General features: G+C 72.6%; 18 protein-coding genes. 5 read left to right on the top strand and 13 right to left on the bottom strand.

Features of this window, described 5'->3' with window-relative positions; all coding sequences use genetic code 11:
- The first annotated feature begins 162 nt into the window (after window positions 1-162).
- Window positions 163-705, top strand: a complete 543-nt coding sequence (locus ACIRPP_RS13815; protein ID WP_403641547.1) for a PPA1309 family protein — start codon at window positions 163-165, stop codon at window positions 703-705.
- Between the two features lie 125 nt (window positions 706-830).
- On the opposite strand, the gene ACIRPP_RS13810 is transcribed toward ACIRPP_RS13815, so the two are convergent.
- The 4 genes from ACIRPP_RS13810 to ACIRPP_RS13795 all read right to left on the bottom strand — a co-directional run bounded on the left by ACIRPP_RS13810 (window position 831) and on the right by ACIRPP_RS13795 (window position 4,160).
- Window positions 831-1,925 carry a PDZ domain-containing protein gene (locus ACIRPP_RS13810; protein ID WP_403641544.1) on the bottom strand — a complete coding sequence of 365 codons (1,095 nt, stop codon included), beginning with the start codon at window positions 1,923-1,925 and terminating at the stop codon, window positions 831-833.
- A 98-nt stretch (window positions 1,926-2,023) separates the two neighbouring features.
- Window positions 2,024-2,188 carry a hypothetical protein gene (locus tag ACIRPP_RS13805; protein WP_192230718.1) on the bottom strand — a complete coding sequence of 55 codons (165 nt, stop codon included), beginning with the start codon at window positions 2,186-2,188 and terminating at the stop codon, window positions 2,024-2,026.
- A gap of 196 nt (window positions 2,189-2,384) precedes the next feature.
- Window positions 2,385-2,846: a molybdenum cofactor biosynthesis protein MoaE gene (locus tag ACIRPP_RS13800; protein ID WP_164336408.1), complete on the bottom strand. Its 462-nt coding sequence runs from the start codon at window positions 2,844-2,846 to the stop codon at window positions 2,385-2,387.
- Window positions 2,847-3,047: 201 nt separating this feature from the next.
- Window positions 3,048-4,160 (bottom strand): SDR family oxidoreductase, encoded by a 1,113-nt coding sequence (locus tag ACIRPP_RS13795; protein ID WP_164437931.1) that lies wholly within the window; start codon window positions 4,158-4,160, stop codon window positions 3,048-3,050.
- Between the two features lie 191 nt (window positions 4,161-4,351).
- On the opposite strand from ACIRPP_RS13795, the gene ACIRPP_RS13790 reads away from it, so the two are divergent.
- On the top strand, window positions 4,352-5,830 hold the full coding sequence (locus tag ACIRPP_RS13790; protein WP_403641540.1) for a zinc-dependent metalloprotease: 1,479 nt from the start codon (window positions 4,352-4,354) through the stop codon (window positions 5,828-5,830).
- Window positions 5,827-6,348, top strand: a complete 522-nt coding sequence (locus ACIRPP_RS13785; protein WP_403641538.1) for an NUDIX hydrolase — start codon at window positions 5,827-5,829, stop codon at window positions 6,346-6,348. Before ACIRPP_RS13790 ends, ACIRPP_RS13785 begins: the two co-directional genes overlap by 4 nt.
- A gap of 85 nt (window positions 6,349-6,433) precedes the next feature.
- Here the strand turns inward: ACIRPP_RS13785 and ACIRPP_RS13780 are convergent, their stop codons facing one another.
- From ACIRPP_RS13780 to ACIRPP_RS13765, 4 genes are all read right to left on the bottom strand, one after another.
- Window positions 6,434-7,189 carry an AIM24 family protein gene (locus ACIRPP_RS13780; RefSeq protein ID WP_403641535.1) on the bottom strand — a complete coding sequence of 252 codons (756 nt, stop codon included), beginning with the start codon at window positions 7,187-7,189 and terminating at the stop codon, window positions 6,434-6,436.
- 17 nt (window positions 7,190-7,206) lie between these two features.
- Window positions 7,207-7,887 (bottom strand): AIM24 family protein, encoded by a 681-nt coding sequence (locus ACIRPP_RS13775; protein WP_403641532.1) that lies wholly within the window; start codon window positions 7,885-7,887, stop codon window positions 7,207-7,209.
- Window positions 7,888-7,899: 12 nt separating this feature from the next.
- Window positions 7,900-9,624 (bottom strand): TerD family protein, encoded by a 1,725-nt coding sequence (locus tag ACIRPP_RS13770; RefSeq protein ID WP_403641529.1) that lies wholly within the window; start codon window positions 9,622-9,624, stop codon window positions 7,900-7,902.
- 137 nt (window positions 9,625-9,761) lie between these two features.
- Entirely contained in the window at window positions 9,762-10,358 is a 597-nt protein-coding gene (locus tag ACIRPP_RS13765; protein WP_403641526.1) for a M48 family metallopeptidase, read from the bottom strand.
- A gap of 211 nt (window positions 10,359-10,569) precedes the next feature.
- On the opposite strand from ACIRPP_RS13765, the gene ACIRPP_RS13760 reads away from it, so the two are divergent.
- Together ACIRPP_RS13760 and ACIRPP_RS13755 are read left to right on the top strand one after the other, a co-directional pair.
- Window positions 10,570-11,784 (top strand): TOMM precursor leader peptide-binding protein, encoded by a 1,215-nt coding sequence (locus ACIRPP_RS13760; protein WP_403641524.1) that lies wholly within the window; start codon window positions 10,570-10,572, stop codon window positions 11,782-11,784.
- On the top strand, window positions 11,777-13,144 hold the full coding sequence (locus ACIRPP_RS13755) for an ABC1 kinase family protein (RefSeq protein ID WP_403641521.1): 1,368 nt from the start codon (window positions 11,777-11,779) through the stop codon (window positions 13,142-13,144). Before ACIRPP_RS13760 ends, ACIRPP_RS13755 begins: the two co-directional genes overlap by 8 nt.
- Window positions 13,145-13,216: 72 nt before the next feature.
- On the opposite strand, the gene ACIRPP_RS13750 is transcribed toward ACIRPP_RS13755, so the two are convergent.
- The 5 genes from ACIRPP_RS13750 to ACIRPP_RS13730 form a co-directional block, all read right to left on the bottom strand.
- On the bottom strand, window positions 13,217-13,426 hold the full coding sequence (locus ACIRPP_RS13750) for a hypothetical protein (protein ID WP_403641518.1): 210 nt from the start codon (window positions 13,424-13,426) through the stop codon (window positions 13,217-13,219).
- Between the two features lie 205 nt (window positions 13,427-13,631).
- Window positions 13,632-13,955 carry a hypothetical protein gene (locus ACIRPP_RS13745; RefSeq protein ID WP_164337100.1) on the bottom strand — a complete coding sequence of 108 codons (324 nt, stop codon included), beginning with the start codon at window positions 13,953-13,955 and terminating at the stop codon, window positions 13,632-13,634.
- A complete protein-coding gene (locus ACIRPP_RS13740; RefSeq protein ID WP_004983671.1) occupies window positions 13,952-14,320 on the bottom strand; it encodes a WhiB family transcriptional regulator in 369 nt (122 codons plus the stop codon). The genes ACIRPP_RS13745 and ACIRPP_RS13740 overlap by 4 nt, the downstream gene beginning before the upstream one ends.
- A gap of 177 nt (window positions 14,321-14,497) precedes the next feature.
- The gene (locus ACIRPP_RS13735; protein ID WP_225611238.1) at window positions 14,498-14,836 is read right to left on the bottom strand and encodes a hypothetical protein; all 339 of its coding nucleotides are present in this window, start codon (window positions 14,834-14,836) and stop codon (window positions 14,498-14,500) included.
- 140 nt (window positions 14,837-14,976) lie between these two features.
- Entirely contained in the window at window positions 14,977-17,196 is a 2,220-nt protein-coding gene (locus tag ACIRPP_RS13730) for an ATP-dependent DNA helicase UvrD2 (protein WP_403641514.1), read from the bottom strand.
- Between the last annotated feature and the right edge of the window lie 220 nt (window positions 17,197-17,416).

Below are 17,416 nucleotides of genomic sequence, written 5' to 3'. Positions count from 1 at the left end.
TGGAAAGCCAAGGTAGGCACCTCAAGGTTCGCTGTTGATTCGTCTGGCCCGCGTGTCCGTGGACCTTGTATGGAACCCGCTGCTCGTGGGCCCCACCTATGCAACTTACTAACCCTTTACTCGGTTCCCGATTCCGGCCCCGAACGAGAGAAGATTGTGACCATGTCCAACACACCCATGGCTGCGCACCCGCTCACCAGGGCCGTGCTCGAGATCGACGAGTACGTCTCCGGCCTCGGCTGGGACCAGCCCGCCCGCCTGTTCGCCCTCGTCGACACCGCCCGGCTGCGGGCCGAGCAACCCGGTCTCGCGGACCGGCTCGGCCTGGACGGCGAGCCGGAGGCGACCGCCCTCACCCCCATCGAGCAGGACGAGATCCCCGCGGGCAAGCCGCTCGACGAGTTCCTCGGCACCATCGCCTGGCCGGACGCGGTGACCGGCTGCGCCCTGACCGTGGAGCGGCTGATCCTGCCCCCGTCCGCGGAGGCCCAGGTCCCGCAGGGCATGGACGAGACGGCGCTGACGAACTGGGTCGCCGAGCACCCGGAGCGCCAGGAGGTCCGGATGACGGTCGCGGTGCTGCGCGACGGCCGGCGCGAGTCGGCCCTGCGGCTGCGGGAGAAGGACTCCCCGACAGAGGTCCTCACCGGTTCCGACCTGGTGCCGGGGCTGGCCCAGGCCCTGTCGGCGACCTTCGAGGAGTAGCCGGCTCGCGGGGAGCGGCCCCCGAGCCCCCTTCCGGGGCGGGCCGGTCCCCGCGGATCAGGCGGTCGTGAGGCTCTGGCGGTCGTGAGGCCCTGGCGGTCGTGCGGGTCAGGCGGTCGTGCGGGTCAGGAGGCCTTGCACGTCGGCAGGTCGGCGGTGTCGCCGGCGCGGATGTCCTCCAGGGCGCCGAGGGCGTCCTCCATCGTCTTCACCTCGACGAGCGTGAGGCCGTCGGGGACGTCCTTCGCGGCGGTCGCGCAGTTGTCGGCGGGGGTGAGGAAGAACTCGGCGCCCTTGTCGCGCGCGCCGACCGTCTTCATCTGGATCCCGCCGATCGGGCCGACCTTGCCGTTGTCGTCGATCGTGCCGGTGCCCGCCACGAACCGGCCGCCGGTCAGGCTGCCGGGGGTGAGCTTGTCGTAGATGCCGAGGGCGAACATCAGACCGGCGCTGGGTCCGCCGACGTCGGCCAGCTTGATGTCGATGGAGAACGGGAACGTGTGATCGGTGCCGGCGGAGATGCCGACGATGGCGCGCTTCTCGCCGCCGTCGTCGGCGGTCGCGGTGGTGATCGTCACCTTCTCGGTCTTCTTCGGCGCCCGCTTCTCCTTCTCGGCGGCGGCCTGCTCCGCGGCCGGCACGATGGTGAAGACGACGTCCTCGCCCGGCTCGTGCGCCGTCACCAGCTCGGCGACGTCGGCCGGCTCCGCGACCTTCCTGCCGTCGACGGCCTTGATCACGTCGCCCGCGTGCAGCCGGCCCTCGGCGGGCGAGCCCTTGACGACCGTCGACACGATCACCCAGGACTTCACCGGGACGTCCAGTTCCTTCAGGGCGGCGACCTTGGCGCTCTCCTGGGACTGGCTGAACTCCTCGGCGTTCTCCTGGGTCGACTCCTCCTCCGTCTTGCCGTCCGGGTAGAGGGTGTCGTGGGGCACGACCTTGTTGTCGTGCGCAAGCCATCCGTAGACGGCCTCGACGAGGTTCATCCGGTAGTCGGCGCTGGTGACCCGCACCGTGGTCATGTTCAGGTGGCCGTCGGTCGGATACGTCTTGCGCCCCGCGATCTGCAGCACCGGCTCGCCGTCGTGCTCGCCCAGGGTGTTCACCGTGGGCCCCGGCGACATCTCCGCGTACGGCACGGGGATGAAGACTCCCGCGCACAGGAGCGCGATCAGCATCAGGGTGGAGGCGAGCATCGTCGCGGTGCGGCGTGGCATGGGTCGACAGTACGGGACGTGTCTGTCAGCGCACCGTCAGGGCCGCCCGTCCGGGCGGCCCTGTGGCGTCCTGCGTGGACCTGCGCTTTTCCCGCCGTTCAGCTGCCGGACCGGGGCTTCTCCATCGCTTCCCGGAAGCGGGCGTACCCGATGAGCTCCGGCCCGTCGCTGCGCGCCTTGCGCGTCCGGCCGGCCCAACTGCCCCACAGTCCGGCACCGATCGCGGCCACCAGCGGAATCAGCAACCAGGCAAGCACCGCCATGCCGACCTCCCAACCCCATGAGCGTCCGCAACACTGACTGATCAGCAGATTAACCATCTGCAGTGACAACGCTCACGCCAGGGGTCCGGTTACGCAACCGGAGGTGCGGGCCGGAACCGGAGGCCCGGCGGCGCGGCCGGGCGGGATTCCGGCGCGGGGCGTCCCGCTCCGGTCCGGCAGGTCGTGGGGGCGGCGCTCAGCAGGCGCCCACCCACTCCTCCGTGCCGTCCGAGAACCTCTGGTGCTTCCAGATCGGCACCTCGTGCTTGAGGTCGTCGATGAGTTTCCGGCACGCCTCGAAGGCCTCTCCCCGGTGCGGGCACGACACGCCGACGACGACGGCGAGGTCCCCGATCCCGAGATCACCCACCCGGTGCACGGCCGCCAGCGCCCGAACGGGGTAATCGGCGGCGACCTTTTCGGCGATCCGCCGCATCTCCGCCTCGGCGCTGGGGTGACACGAATAGCTCAGCGCGTCGACGTCCGCTCCGCCGTCGTGGTTGCGCACGGTCCCGACGAACAGTGCGGTGCCGCCCGCGGCGTCGTCCCCGACGGCCCGCAGCACCTCGTCCACGGAGAGCGGCGTGTCGCGGATCCCGATCAGCTTGATCGGATCTTGTGCGGCCTGCTCACCCGGGTGATCGTGCGTGGATGCCATGTACCCATCGTGCCGCACCTCCGCTCCGGCACGGAAGTGCGGACTCGTCCGGCACACGCGCGTGCCGTTTGGAGCCTCCTACAGGACGCCCGGCGGCGCGCGGGCCGCGGGCGCCCCGCCGACCAGCGGGAACGCCGGGGGCCCGCCGGTACCGGCCCGGGCCCCGGCCAAATGCGGCGCCAGGTCAGATGCGGCGCCGAGTCAGATGCGGCGCCGGGCCTTGCGGGCGCGCCGTACCACCGCCGCCGCGCCCAGCAGGGCGACCGTCGCGCCGGCCGCACCGGCCGCCGTGGCGTCCTTCCGGCCCAGCCGCCGGCCGGCCACCGTGTGCCTGCCGGAGACCTCCCCGAGCAGTTCCTCCAGCACTTCCTCGTTGGTGTAGGAGGGGCGCCATCCCGCGTCGTGCAGCCGGCTCCCGCTCACCACCCACGGGTACATCGTGTAGGCGAGGTCCCCGGCCGGGGACGGGGTGAGGCCGATGCGGTGCAGCCGGGCCGCCGCGCCGAGTGCGACCGCGGACGGGAGCTCCATGCGGCGGATCCCGCTGAGCTCCTCCACCTCCTCCTGCTCCAGCCAGCCGTCGCACCCGACGGCGAGTTCGCCCTCGACCTTCTCCACGGCCGCGTACTCCAGCGCGCTGCACAGGTCGTCGACGTGGCAGAACTGCCACGCGGGCCGCGAACCGGCGACCACCAGCAGCCGGGGCGACTCGAAATACCGGGTCAGCGCGGTGTCGGCGCCCCCGCCGACCAGCACGGCCGGGCGCACCACGGTGACGTTCAGCCCGGGGTGCGCGCGGGGGGCCCGGCGGGCCAGCCGCTCGATCTCCAGCAGGTCGCCGACGCCGGTGGCCTCGGCGGTGGCCTTCAGTTCGGCGTCCTCCGACAGCGGCAGCTCGTTGTCCGGCAGCGCGCCGTAGACCATCGCTGAGGTGCACAGCACCACGCGCCGCACCCCGCTGGCCGCGGCGGCGGTCAGGACCGTCTGCGTTCCCCGCACGTTGTACGCCGTCCGGGCGGCGGCGTCGGTCTCCAGGTCCAGGTCGAGCGCCAGGTGGACCACCACGTCGGCGCCGCGCAGCTTCTCCGCGATGGCCGGGTCCCGCACGTCGAGGATGTGCCATTCGGCGTCGGCGCACTCGCCGCGCCGCTCGTCGATGGCGACGACCTGCTTGACCTCCTCCGAGGCGGCCAGCCGCTCGGTGAGCAGCGCGCCGACCCCGGACGCGGCACCGGTGACCGCGACGACGGGCCCGCGCGCGGGACGGGCGGACGGGTTTCGCGCTGCGCGAACCTGCGGATCTGGGGAACTCACCAGGCGTCTCCAGCGGTTGTCTTCAGTACGGGCGCAAGGGACGCCTACGTACCAGGTGGCTCCATCCTGCCGCAGGCAGTCTGTCGGCGAAGCACCGAGGCCCGATCCGCCTCAGGTGTCTACGCTGGGTGGTGTTGTCGGGCAGCCGTGCCGCCGGAAAGAACCGGCGGCCCTACCAGCCGAGGAATCCCGTGAGTGACACCCCATTCGGATTCGGCCTTCCGCCGGAGGAGCCGGACGACGGCGACGAGGGCAAGAAGAAGGACCCGCAGAGCGGCGGTGGTCAGGGCCCGGCCAACCCGTTCGGCTTCGGCATGCCCGGAGCAGGCGGCTTTGGCGGCCCCGGGGCGGACAATCCGTTCGCCGCGATGTTCGGTTCGCTGAACCCCACCGACCTGGGCGCCGCCTTCCAGCAGCTCGGCCAGATGCTCTCCTACGAGGGCGGCCCGGTGAACTGGGACATGGCCAAGCAGATCGCCCGCCAGACCGTGTCGCAGGGCACGTCGGACGGCACGAAGGACGCCAGTGTCGGGCCGGCCGAGCGCAAGGCCGTCGACGACGCGGTGCGCCTGGCCGACCTGTGGCTGGACGACGCCACGTCGCTGCCGTCGGGCGCGGCGTCCGCGGTGGCGTGGAGCCGCGCGGAGTGGGTCGAGGCGACCCTGCCCGCGTGGCGCGAGCTGGTCGACCCGGTCGCGGAGCGCGTGGGCAACGCCATGGGCGACGTCCTGCCGGAGGAGATGCAGGCCATGGCCGGCCCGCTGATCGGCATGATGCGCTCGATGGGCGGCGCCATGTTCGGCACGCAGATCGGGCAGGCCGTCGGTGTGCTGGCCGGCGAGGTCGTCGGCTCGTCCGACATCGGCCTGCCGCTCGGCCCGGCCGGCAAGGCCGCGCTGCTGCCGCTGAACATCGCCGGATTCGGCAAGGACCTCGGCGTGGCCGAGGACGAGGTGCGGCTGTACCTCGCGCTGCGCGAGGCCGCCCACCAGCGCCTGTTCGCGCACGTGCCGTGGCTGCGCTCGCACCTGTTCGGCGCGGTCGACGGCTATGCGCGCGGGATCAAGGTCGACACCGGCAAGCTGGAGGACGTGGTCGGCCAGTTCGACCCGGAGAACCCCGAGCAGCTGCAGGAGGCCCTCCAGCAGGGCATGTTCCAGCCCGAGGACACGCCCGAGCAGAAGGCCGCCCTGGCCCGGCTGGAGACGGCGCTGGCCCTGGTCGAGGGCTGGGTGGACGCGGTCGTGCACGCGGCGGCGAAGCCCCGGCTGTCGTCGGCGGACGCCCTGCGCGAGACGCTGCGGCGCCGGCGTGCCTCCGGCGGTCCCGCGGAGCAGACCTTCGCCACGCTGATCGGTCTGGAGCTGCGCCCGCGCCGCCTGCGGGACGCCTCGCGGCTGTGGGCCTCGCTCACCGACGCGCGCGGCGTGGACGGCCGGGACGCCCTGTGGGCCCACCCGGACATGCTGCCGACAGCGACCGACCTGGACGACCCGGACGGCTTCGTGCACCGCGAGCAGATCGACTTCTCCGAGCTCGACAAGATGCTCGGCGAGGCGGCCGGCAGGCCCGACCTGCGCAAGCAGGACGGCGGGACCGGGAAGGCCGGGGACGACGACGGGTCCGAGGGCGAGGGCAAGGACGAGAGCAAGGGCGACGACGGCGAGTGACCCTCCACGACGACGCCGTCCTCGTACTCAAGGGCTACGCGGACCAGACGGAGCTGCGCGACGCCTATCTCGACCACCTCGCCGCTCATCCGGACGGCATGTGGAAGGCGTGCCGGGACGGCCACCTCACCGCGAGCGCCCTGGTGATCGACCCGGAGCGCGGCCGGGTGCTGCTGACCCTGCACCGGAAGCTGCGCATGTGGCTGCAGATGGGCGGGCACTGCGAGCCGGCCGACACCACCCTGGCCGCGGCCGCGCTGCGGGAGGGCACCGAGGAGTCCGGCATCGCGGGGCTGACCCTGCTCCCCGGCGGTCCCGTGCGTCTGGACCGCCACGAGACGCCCTGTGCCTGGCACCTGGACGTCCAGTACGCGGCCCTGCCGCCGTCCGGTGCCGTGGAGGCGATCAGCGACGAGTCGCTGGACCTGCGCTGGTTCCCCTACGACGCGGTCGCGGAGGTGGCCGACGCCTCCGTCGTCCGTCTGGTCCAAGCGGCCCGGACGAGACTCGGCGTCTGACGGACGCCCCGGAGCACGGGTGAGGGGCGGCCGTCACGACGGCCGCCCCTCACCCGTTCTGCCGTGCCACGCGGTGGCCGGCCCGTCAGCTCCAGACGTTGCCCTGGTTGTGGCCGCGGGCGCCCTGCTGGCCCATGCCGTACTGCGCGGCCAGACCCGAGCCGATCTGGGCGTTCTGCGGCGGCAGCAGCTCACTGGGCTGGACCAGGACGAATCCGCTGCCCATGAAGCTGAGCTCCCAGCCCTCGCCGGTGCTGCCCCGGCGCCGCCACACACCGGAGGAGTGCGTCTGGGCCTGCATCTGCACCCGCAGTGCGGTGGACCAGGCCACGATCGCGTCGGCGTCGCAGTTGACGTACTTGTCGGGCGTCACCTGCATCATCAGCGGCACGCCGGAGGTCATCAGGGCGACCCGGCCCCGGCCGGTGATGTTGAGCTGGTACTTCCCGGAGCCGGAGATGCCGTACTGGCTGTCGACGGCGATGACCTCGTGGTGCAGCGAGGAGTCCATCGCCAGCACATAGCTGCTGTCGACCGTCAGCCCGTCCTGGTCCACGTCCATGAGGTGGATGTGCTGGGCGAGGTTGGCGAGGTAGACGGTGCCCTGCCCGTGGCAGCGCATCAGGTCGAGTCCCTCACCGGTGCGCAGGCGGGCACGCGCCTGACCGCGGCTCTGGTATTCGGCGTCGAACTCGACGAGGCCCTGGTAGGCGACCATCGAGCCCTTGCGGGCGAGGACGTCGTCGTGGCCCTCCAGGGCGACCCGCAGCATGTTCTTGTTCTGCAGGCTCCAACGGTCCTGGGTCGGTTGGTCGTTGTGGGCGAAAAGCGGGCTCTGCATGGTGTGGTTGCTCCCCCTCAGCCCCGGCCCCGGAGACGGTCGGTGCTGTCCTCACTGGGCTGGACGACGACGATGCCCTGACCGGAGAAGGCCATCTGGTAGGCCTCCCCGCTGCCGCGGCCGATCAGCGACTGGGCACGGAAGCTGCGCTTGCCCTTCACCTTGAGGTTCGGGGACCACGCGACCAGGGCGTCCGGGTCGACGTACGTCTCGTCCTCCCCGCCGCCGCAGTCGACGACGATCGGCTTGCCGCGCGAGGTCAACGCGACCCAGCCCTGCCCGGAGATCCTGGTGTTCCACAGGCCCTGGCCGGCGAACTTCGCCAGGCCCTTGACCCGCTCCACGCCCCAGCTGAGGTGCGCGTCGAAGGCGAGCAGGTTGGTGGCGTTGACGGAGATGCCGTCGCCGTTGAGGTTGATCACGACGACATCCGCGCCGTAGTCGGCGAGGTAGAGCAGGCCGTCGCCGGAGCACTTCATCAGCGGCGCGCCCTCCCCGGTCAGCCAGTCCTTGGCGATCTGGCGGACGGCCGGGGGGTTGGGCTCGTACTGGACGAAGCCCTCGTAGGCGACCATGGAGCCCACCCGGGCGAAGAGGTCGTGACCGGTCTGCATGGCGACCTTCAGCATGTGGTTGCCGTGGTTCTCCATGCGGGCGGTGACCGGTGCGGGAGCGAAGCCCGCGAGTGGCTGGTTCATGACGGGCTCCCTTTAGATCTCGTACGGCTGGACGACGATGAAGTTCCCGGGAGCACCCCGGAACTGGAGGTTGACGCTCTCCCCCGTGTCACCGGGGTAGGAGTTGCGGCGCATCCTCACCTGGCTGGAGACGACCACCTGGGAGGCGGCCGACCAGGCGACCACGGCGTTGCAGTCGGCGAACGTGGTGGGCGTGACCGGCAGCACCACGGGCACGCCGTGGGTCTTGACGACGATGGTGCCGGTGCCCTGGAACTGCATGGTGAACAGCGCGCCGCCCGGGATGCCGTGGCCCTCGATGCGGCGGACCTCGTACTGGAGGCTCTCGTCGAAGGCGAGGACGTTCTCCGCGGACACGCACACGGCGTCGCCCTGGAGCTCGATCGGGTGCAGCATCGTGGCGTCCTCGGCGAAGAACACCTGGCCCTGGCCGGTGCAGCGCATCAGCTGCATCTCCTGGCCGGTGGCGTTGCCGACGACGCGGCCGGTGAAGCCGGCGCCCTTGTAGCTGAAGTCGACCTTGCCCTGGTACAGCACCATGCTGCCCTGACGGGCCAGCACGGGCTGGCCGCCCATGCCGAGGTCGACCCGGATCAGCTTCTCGTTCTGCGGGGTCCAGCGCTGCCCGGTGGGCGTCTCCTTGAACATCTGCAGCGCGCCGAGTACGCCGGGCGTCGTCGGCCCGGTGCCCTGCGGCATCCCCTGCGCAGCCCCGTAGGGGGCCTGCTGTCCGGGCAGCGCACCGGGCGCGGGCGGCCGGCCGTAGCCCGGCGGGGGCGTCGCGCCGCCGTGACCGGGCGGCGGGGCGGGTGCCTGGGGTGCCTGCGGCGGGGCGCCGTAGCCCGGCGGCAGCGGGGCGGACCCGGGCGCCTGCCCGCCGGGGCCGGGCGGGTTGAACGGCTGCGGCTGCTGGCCCGGCTGGCCGTACGGCGCGGGTGCCGGCGGCGGGGGCGGCACCGGGGAGCCGCCGGGCGGCGTGTGCAGCGGGGCGACGATCGTCGGCGCGGCGTGGACCGAGGGCGGTGCCGCGGGCGCGGGTGCCGGCGGCGGGGTGGCGCCCGGCGGGGGCGCGAAGCCCTGGGCGGCGGGCTGCGGGGGCGGGGCCTGGGCGGGAACGCCGAAGGCGGGCGGGGCCGCGCCCTGGGCGGGCGGCGCGAACCCGGGTGCGCCACCGGACTGCGGCTCGGGCGGCGCCGCGGCCGGCTCCTCTTCGGCGACCTCGCCGCCGAAGTTCTTCAGCAGGGCGTCGAGCCCGCCGTCGAAGCCCTGGCCGACGGCGGCGAACCGCCACACGTCCTTGAAGTAGAAGTCGCCGAGCATCACGGCCCGCTCGGTGGAGAACTCAGCACCGCTGAAGGGATAACGGGCCACTTCCTCGCCGCCCGCCACGATGCGGAGGTACCCCGGGCCGATCTGCGACATCTGTCCGGCGCCGTCGAGGGTCGCCGTGAAGGACAGCTTCTTGATCTGCTGCGGGATCCGGTCGAGGGTGACCCGGAAGGACTCCGTGTCGCCCGCCTGCGCGCCGAGCAGCTGGACGGACTCCTCGGGGGACTTCGGCTGGTTGTAGAAGATGAAGTACCGGTCGTCCGACAGGCGCTCGTCGGCGTCGAGACCGAAGCAGCTGATGTCGAAGGTCAGTCCGGGGCCGGAGATCTGTACGCCTACGTACAGATCCGTGCCCGCCGTGAGGTCACTGATCCTGGCCTTGTGGCCGCGTTGGAATTCCCTGGCCATGCGTACGACCGTCCCCCATCCCGAGTGCGAGTGCGTCGCGCCAGGCTAACGGCAAAGGCCGACATCGGACGATGCCGGTACAGACCCGGTACACAACGCGTGCCGCGGTCCGCCGTGCACTCACCCGCCGTGCTGCCTCACTCGCCCTGCGCACCCGGCAGGTGCGGCAGCCGGTCGGCGGCGACCACGCCCTCGAGGTAGCCCCGGGCCCGCTCGGTCTTCGGATACGCCTCCAGCAGCCGCCAGAAGCGGGGGCCGTGCCCGGGCACCAGCAGGTGTGCCAGCTCGTGGCACAGGACGTAGTCGACGACGTACTCCGGCATGCCCTGCAAGCGGTGCGACAGCCGGATGCTGCCCTCGGAGGGGGTGCACGAGCCCCAGCGGGTGTTCTGGTTGGTGACCCAGCGCACGGTCGCTGGCCGGGCCCGGCCGTCGAAGTACTGGGCCGACAGCCGCTCGGCGCGCTGCGCCAGCTCGGCGTCGCCGAGCGTCCGCCTGCTCTCCTGGGCGGCCAGCTTGTCGAGCATGACGTTCACCCAGCGCTGCTCCTCCGCCTCGGACATCCGGGCGGGGATGAGCACGACGGTGCGATCGCCCTCGCGGTACGCGGAGACCGTTCTGCGGCGGCGGGCGCTCCTGCGGACCTCGATCGCGCTCGCCCGTGAGCCGTTCGTCGGCTGGCTCGTCGTGCTGCGCTGTGACTTTCCGGCGCGTTGCAGTGGGTCGGCGGGCACGCCCCGACGTTACCCGCTGTACCCGGGGAAGTCCCGGCTCCGGAACGCTGCAATATCGATCGGCCCAACCGGGCGCCGGATTTGTACGACGATCCCCGCAGCCTGTGGACAACTTTCGGCGGGCCTCGTCCCGGGGCGGGCATGCTGGCACCGCCGGCCGGACCACGCGGTGGCTCCGGCGAGACCCAGACGGCAGTACGGGGGCCTTTCGATGCATCCGATGGTGAAGCCCGCGCTCAGGCGCGGCTGGCGTGACCTCAACACCGTGCAGTTCGGCATGACGCCGACGCACGCACTGACGCTCGGCCCGGTGGACACCGCGACCGGCAGCTTCCTTGAACTGCTCAACGGCACCCGCGGACTGGAACTCCTGCGCGAGGAGGGCCGGCGCATGGACCTGCCCGACGGTCACGTCGACCGGCTCGTGCGCAGGCTGTCGCGGGCCGGTCTGCTGGACGACTCCCGGGGCGGCGGCCCGGCCGCCGACGCCCTGCGCGGCCGGCCGGAGGTGCTCGAACGGCTGCGTCCCGACCTGGCCGCCCTCACCGTGACCACCCCCGGACCGGGCGACGCGCTGAGACTGCTGGCCGCCCGCCGGGAGACGCGGGTGCAGGTGCGGGGCGCGGGCCGGGTGGGTGCCGTCCTGGCGTCGCTGCTGGCGGGGGCCGGGGTGGGCGAGGTGGACGTGCGCGACGTCGGCCGCGTCGAACCGTGGGACGTCGCCCCGGGCGGGCTGCCCGCCGAGGCCGTCGGCGACCGGCGGGACGAGGCCGCCCGCCGGGCGGCCCGCCGCTCCGCTCCGGACAAGCCCCGGCGCCGGACCATCCGGGCCCGGCCCGAGCCGGACGGCCCGGGATTCTCCCTGGTCGTGCTCGCCCCGCGGGACGACGTCGCGGTGCACGCACCCCACCCGGGCGCCGCCGAACCCCTGCTGGCCTCCGGTACGCCGCATCTGTACGCCGGGGTGGTGGAGGGCACCGGTGTGGTCGGCCCCCTGGTCCTGCCCGGCGAGACGGGTTGCGCGGGCTGTCTGCAGCAGCACCGTCTCGACCGTGACCCGGCCTGGCCGCGCCTCGTCGCCCAGTGGCGCTCCGGCGGCCGGCGCGGAGTCGGTGCCTGCGACCTGGCCCTGGCGACCACGGTGGCCGGCCTGGCCGCGGCCCATGCGCTCGCCTTCCTGGACGGCCGCGTCCCGTCGAGTGCCGGCGCCCGCTGGGAGGTGTCCGCACCGGCCCTGCACTGGCAGTCCCGCCCGGTCCGGGCCCACCCCGGATGCGTGTGTGGAGCAGCACAGAAAGGTAAGGAGGAACACCCCTCCGGAGACGGGCGGGTACGCGCGACAATGGGCGGGCAAGGACCGCCCGAGGGGTCACGCCGCCAGGTGGACGCGAAGCGGTCGGCAGGGACTTGGAGGGCGCATGTCTGATCTTCCCCGGAAGGCGGTCACCCGGACCGCCAAGCTGGCCGCGCTCCCGCTCGGCATCGCCGGACGGGCGACCTGGGGGCTCGGCAAGCGGATCGTGGGCGAGTCCGCGGATCTCGTCGGCCGGGAACTCCAACAGCGCACCGCCGACCAGCTGTTCAAGGTCCTCGGCGAGCTGAAGGGCGGCGCGATGAAGTTCGGGCAGGCCCTGTCGGTCTTCGAGTCCGCGCTGCCGGAAGAGGTCGCCGGGCCCTACCGGGCCGCGCTGACCAAGCTGCAGGAGGCCGCCCCTCCGATGCCGACCCGCACCGTGCACGCGGTGCTCGAGGAGCGGCTCGGCGAGGGCTGGCGCGACCTGTTCCTGGAGTTCGAGGACAAGCCGTCCGCCGCCGCCTCGATCGGCCAGGTCCACCGGGGTGTGTGGCACGACGGGCGTGAGGTCGCCGTCAAGGTGCAGTACCCGGGCGCCGGCGATGCCCTGCTGTCCGACCTGAACCAGCTGAGCCGGTTCGCCCGGCTGCTGGGCCCGCTGATCCCCGGCATGGACGTCAAACCCCTGATCACTGAACTCAAGGACCGGGTCTCGGAAGAACTGGACTACGGCCTGGAGGCCCAGGCCCAGCGCGCCCACGCCGACGAGTTCACCGACGACCCCGACGTCGTCGTGCCGGACGTGGTGCACCAGGGCGAGCAGGTCCTCATCACCGAGTGGATGGACGGCATCCCGCTGTCGGAGATCATCTCGGACGGCACCGAGGAGCAGCGGGACCGGGCCGGCCAGCTCCTGGCCCGCTTCCTGTTCTCCGGTCCGGCCCGCACCGGACTGCTGCACGCCGATCCGCACCCGGGCAACTTCCGCCTGCTGCCGGGCGGCCCGGAGGGCGAGGACGACTGGCGGCTCGGCGTCCTCGACTTCGGCACCGTCGACCGTCTTCCCGGCGGCCTGCCCGCCACCATCGGCGAATCCCTGCGCATGACACTGGACGGCGAGGCCGAGGCCGTCTACGCGATGCTGTGCACCGAGGGCTTCGTCAAGGAGTCCATCGAGCTGGACCCGGACGCGGTCCTCGACTACCTGCTCCCGATCATCGAACCGGCCCAGGCCGACGCGTTCACCTTCACCCGCGGCTGGATCCGCACCCAGGCCGCCCGCATCGCCGACCCCCGCTCCCCCGCCTACCAGCTGGGCAGCAGGCTCAACCTGCCCCCGGCCTACCTGCTGATCCACCGGGTGACGCTGAGCACGATCGGCGTCCTGTGCCAGCTCGGCGCGACGGTGCGGCTGCGGGACGAACTGGAGGAGTGGCTGCCGGGGTTCGTCCCCGAGGAGCCGGTCCAGGAGGAGCCGGCCGCCGAGGCGTGAAGAAGCCGCCCCACGAGGCGGAAAGCACCAAGGAGACGCCGGCCGGGCCGGGTCACCCCCGTCCCGGCGCCCTCACCACCACTCGGCGTCCAGGCGTCCTTCGATCGCCCTGACGTTCTCCCGGGAGCAGACCTCGCAGTAGTGCCGGCGGACGCCGCCCTCCACGGACAGCGTCCAGGTCACCGGCGGCCCGTCGGCAGCGGTCCCGCAGCGGGCGCACAGCACGGCCCCGGGCTCCGTCGCGGAACCCTCCTCGTCAGGGCCGTCGGGCCGAGTCGTCACCTGCCGACCATAACCCCGCGCTCCGCGGGCCGCGCGCACAACGCGGCGCGGGGGCCGGTCCGTTCGGCACGGACCGGCCCCCGCGGAGAAGGCGCCGACCTCCCCACGGGGAGGCGCGCTGCGCATGGCGTCGGCCAGGGTCTTTCGTCTGGATCAGGCCGGATCAGGGAGCCCCGCGAACCCGGCATGATCCGAACGACAGGCCCTACTGCATGACCGCCATGGCGAGCGCCCGGCGGGCACGCCGGGAGGCGCGCTCGGCACGGCGCTGCATCCGGCGAGCGGTCACCAGGCGCACGGCCTGGCGCTCCCGCTGCGCCTCGTCGAGTCGCTCGTGCATATGAGCACGGGCCATGGCTTCGGGAATGAGTTGCATCTCTCGGGTCCTGTTCTGGCGCGAGTCGTTCGCACCACTGGTGGTGAAGTCTTCGGTCGCGGAGCCGGAGGGCTCGTGAGCGGACGGGATCATCGGGGCCTGCTTCTGGGGGTCGTGCGTGAGGGGGCGGTCGATCGTGCCGGGGGTGTTCATGCCGTGACCGGGTTCTTGCGCGGACGGCCACGCGGCCGCTTCCGGGCGACGACGACACCCTGGACGAACAGCTCCCCACCCCAGACGCCCCACGGCTCACGCCGCTCCTTGGCACCGGCGAGGCAGGCCTCGACCAGCGGGCAGGTACGGCAGAGGGACTTGGCGTACTCGACGTCCGCCGGCGACTCGGCGAAGAAGACCTCCGGGTCGTAGGAACGGCAGGGGACGGGCACGCCGAGGTTCTCGATGGCGTCGTCGAGCGCGGTGAGCGCGGTGAGCGGAGTCAAGGTCGGGTCCTCCGTGGAGCCAGGCTTGGGGATCGTGTCGGAAGGCGGTACGGACGGGGCGTGCGCTTCGAGTTGCACGGTTCGTCTTCCTCGTCTGGTCGTTTCCGGCCGGTCGGCCGGTATGGCGGCTGGTACCGGGTTCTGTTCTCTGCCCCGAGGCGCCTTCTTCGGCGTCGTCCACCGTTCGTGGACAAACAGAAGGGCCGCGGATCCCGGATGGGGTTCCGCGGCCCTGAAGGCGCCGGCCTGATCAGATCAGGCTGGATCACTCCAGGGTTCTGGCCCACGGAAGGCCCACATCAGGTGGTGCTGCGTCGTCTGCTCCCGGAATCCGGCACCGGCTGCCGCAAAGGCATAGGCCTCGGCCTGTGCCACTACTGCGTCCAGTGCCTCGGTCGGTCGCGCATCGCGCTCACGGACGGCAAGGCCCGCGGGAGCAATGGAGGACGCCAGGCGTGCGGCACGGATGCCGGACACACCGGTGCCCTGGTTCGAGGCGCCGAGCATGCACGCGGAGACGGCCGAGCGATCGGTCAGTTTGACGACGGAGTTGTTCTTGATGCTGATCACTGGGCTCGCCTCCTCTCGGCGCATCGGGGACTGGGACGAACCAGTCCTGCGGATGAACAAGTACAACACGGACTCAGGGCCTCCGAGAAGGCCTCCGTTCCCGTGCCTAAGAACCTATGGGGATTCCCGGCGCATGCGCAAACTATTTTTTCGACGAGTTCGGATCAGTCCTGATCCTTGCCCCCGACGCCCTCACGGCCTGCGCAGATGGCCAGCACATCGGCACCGTAGCGGCGCAGCTTGCGCATGCCGACGCCGGGGATGCGGGCCAGCTCGTGCTCGTCCTCCGGGTCGGACTCGGCGATCGCCATCAGCGTCTTGTCCGTAAAGACGCAGAAGGCCGGCTGTCCGCTGCGCCGCGCCTGCTCGGCGCGCCAGTCCCGCAGCCGCTCGTAGAGACCCTCGTCCATGTCGGAGGGGCACTCCTCGCACCGCAGCAGCTTCAGCTCGCCGCCGTCCGTGAGAGTGCGGCCGCAGACCCGGCAGCGGGCCGGGCTGCGCTGTCTGCGCACCCGCCCCGGCAGCGCACCGGACGGCCCGGCACCCGCCGCCGCCCCCGGTACGCCGCGCTCCACGCCTCCGGCACCGCCCGCGCCCGCCCGGCCCGGGCCGCTGCCCGACCCCGGACGCAGTCCGTCCAGGAAACGGCTGGGCCGCCGGTTCGGACGGCCCCCGGGGGAGCGGGAGAGCGCCCAGGACAGGTGGAGACGCTCACGGGCGCGGGTGACGCCGACGTAGAGCAGCCGGCGCTCCTCCTCGATCTGCTCGTCGGTGCGCGCGTAGGTGATCGGCATCATGCCCTCGGCCACGCCGACCAGGAAGACGGCGTCCCACTCCAGGCCCTTGGACGAGTGCAGGGAGGCGAGGGTGACGCCCTGCACGGTCGGGGCGTGCTGCGCACCGGCCCGCTCGTCGAGTTCGGTGACGAGGTCGGCGAGCGTGGCGCCCGGCTTCGCGGCCACGAAGTCCTGGGCGAGGTGCACCAGCGCTGCCAGCGATTCCCAGCGCTCGCGCACCGCGCCCGAGCCGGCCGGCGGCTGCGCGCTCCAGCCCTCGCCCGACAGCACGGCACGAACCTGGGACGGCAGGTCGGGCGCGTCGTCGAGCAGCGCGTCGTTGCCCCCGAAGCGGGCCGCGGCACGCAGCGCGACGATCGCCCTGCGCACCTCGGGACGGTCGAAGAACCGCTCCGCGCCCCGCAGCTGGTAGGGCACCCCGGCGTCGGCGAGGGCCTGCTCGTAGGTCTCGGACTGGGCGTTGGTACGGAACAGGACGGCGATCTCGCTGGCCGGCAGCCCGGCGTCCATCAGCTCGCGGACCCGGCGCGCGGTCCCCTCCGCCTCGGCGGGTTCGTCGGCGTACTCGGCGAAGACCGGCTCCGGTCCCCCGGCCCGCTGGGAGATCAGTTCCAGCCGGTGGTCGGCGGCCCGGCCGCTCGCCTGGGCGAGCAGACCGTTGGCGAGCCGGACGACCTGCGGGGTGGAGCGGTAGTCACGGACCAGCTTGACGACCGTGGCACCGGGGTGCCGGGTACGGAAGTCGAGGAGGTGGTCGGGCGTCGCACCCGTGAACGAGTAGATCGTCTGGCTGGCGTCCCCGACCACGCACAGGCTGTCCCGGTCGCCGAGCCACAGTTCCAGCAGCCGCTGCTGGAGCGGACTGACGTCCTGGTACTCGTCGACGACGAAGTGCTGGTACTGGGCGCGGACCTGTTCCGCCACGTCGTGCCGGTCCTGGAGCACCGCGACGGTGAGCAGCAGCACGTCCTCGAAGTCGATGACGACGCGCTCCCGCTTGAGCTCCTCGTAGGCGGCGTACAGCTGGGCGACCTCGGCCGGGTCGCGGGGCGCCTCCCGTGCGCTCTTCGCGGCCGCGAGCGGATAGTCGGCGGGGACGGTCTGGGTGACCTTCGCCCACTCGATCTCCGCGGTGACGTCCCGCAGCTCGCCCCGGTCGAGCCGGATGCGGCAGGCGGCGGCCGCGTCGGCGACCAGCTGGGCCTTGCGGTCGACGAGCCGGGGCAGGGAGCCACCGATGGCTTTCGGCCAGAAGTACTGGAGCTGCCGCAGTGCCGCCGAGTGGAACGTGCGCGCCTGGACACCCACCGCGCCGAGCTGACGGAGCCGGCCGCGCATCTCCCCGGCGGCACGGTTGGTGAAGGTGACGGCGAGCACGCTGGACGGCTGGAGGATGCCGGCCCGCACCCCGTAGGCGATCCGGTGGGTGATCGCCCTGGTCTTGCCCGTACCGGCGCCCGCCAGCACGCACACCGGGCCGTGCAGGGAGGTGGCCACCTCGCGCTGCTCGGGGTCGAGCCCTTCGAGCACCGCGTCGGCCGAGTCCGGTACCTGCGGGAAGAGGGGGGAGTGCGTTGCTGCTGTCACACCGCCATGCTGCCAGGTCGCCGGCGACGGGTGAGCCGGTTGTCCACAGGCGGACCTTCGCAGTCGTACTAATGCGGCAGGCTGACGGGGGCGGGCCGGTGCGCAGGCGTCACGCCCCGGTGCGGCGGAGATCACTCCGCGTCGCCGGCGGGGCCCCCGCCCGCCGGGAATGGCGGTGCGGGCGCGTACGTTCCCTGGACGAGGACTTCCCCGAGCCGCC

The sequence above is a fragment of the Streptomyces sp. NPDC101219 genome (assembly GCF_044767675.1).
Lineage (GTDB): Bacteria > Actinomycetota > Actinomycetes > Streptomycetales > Streptomycetaceae > Streptomyces.
This window is presented reverse-complemented; position numbering and strand designations above follow the sequence as displayed.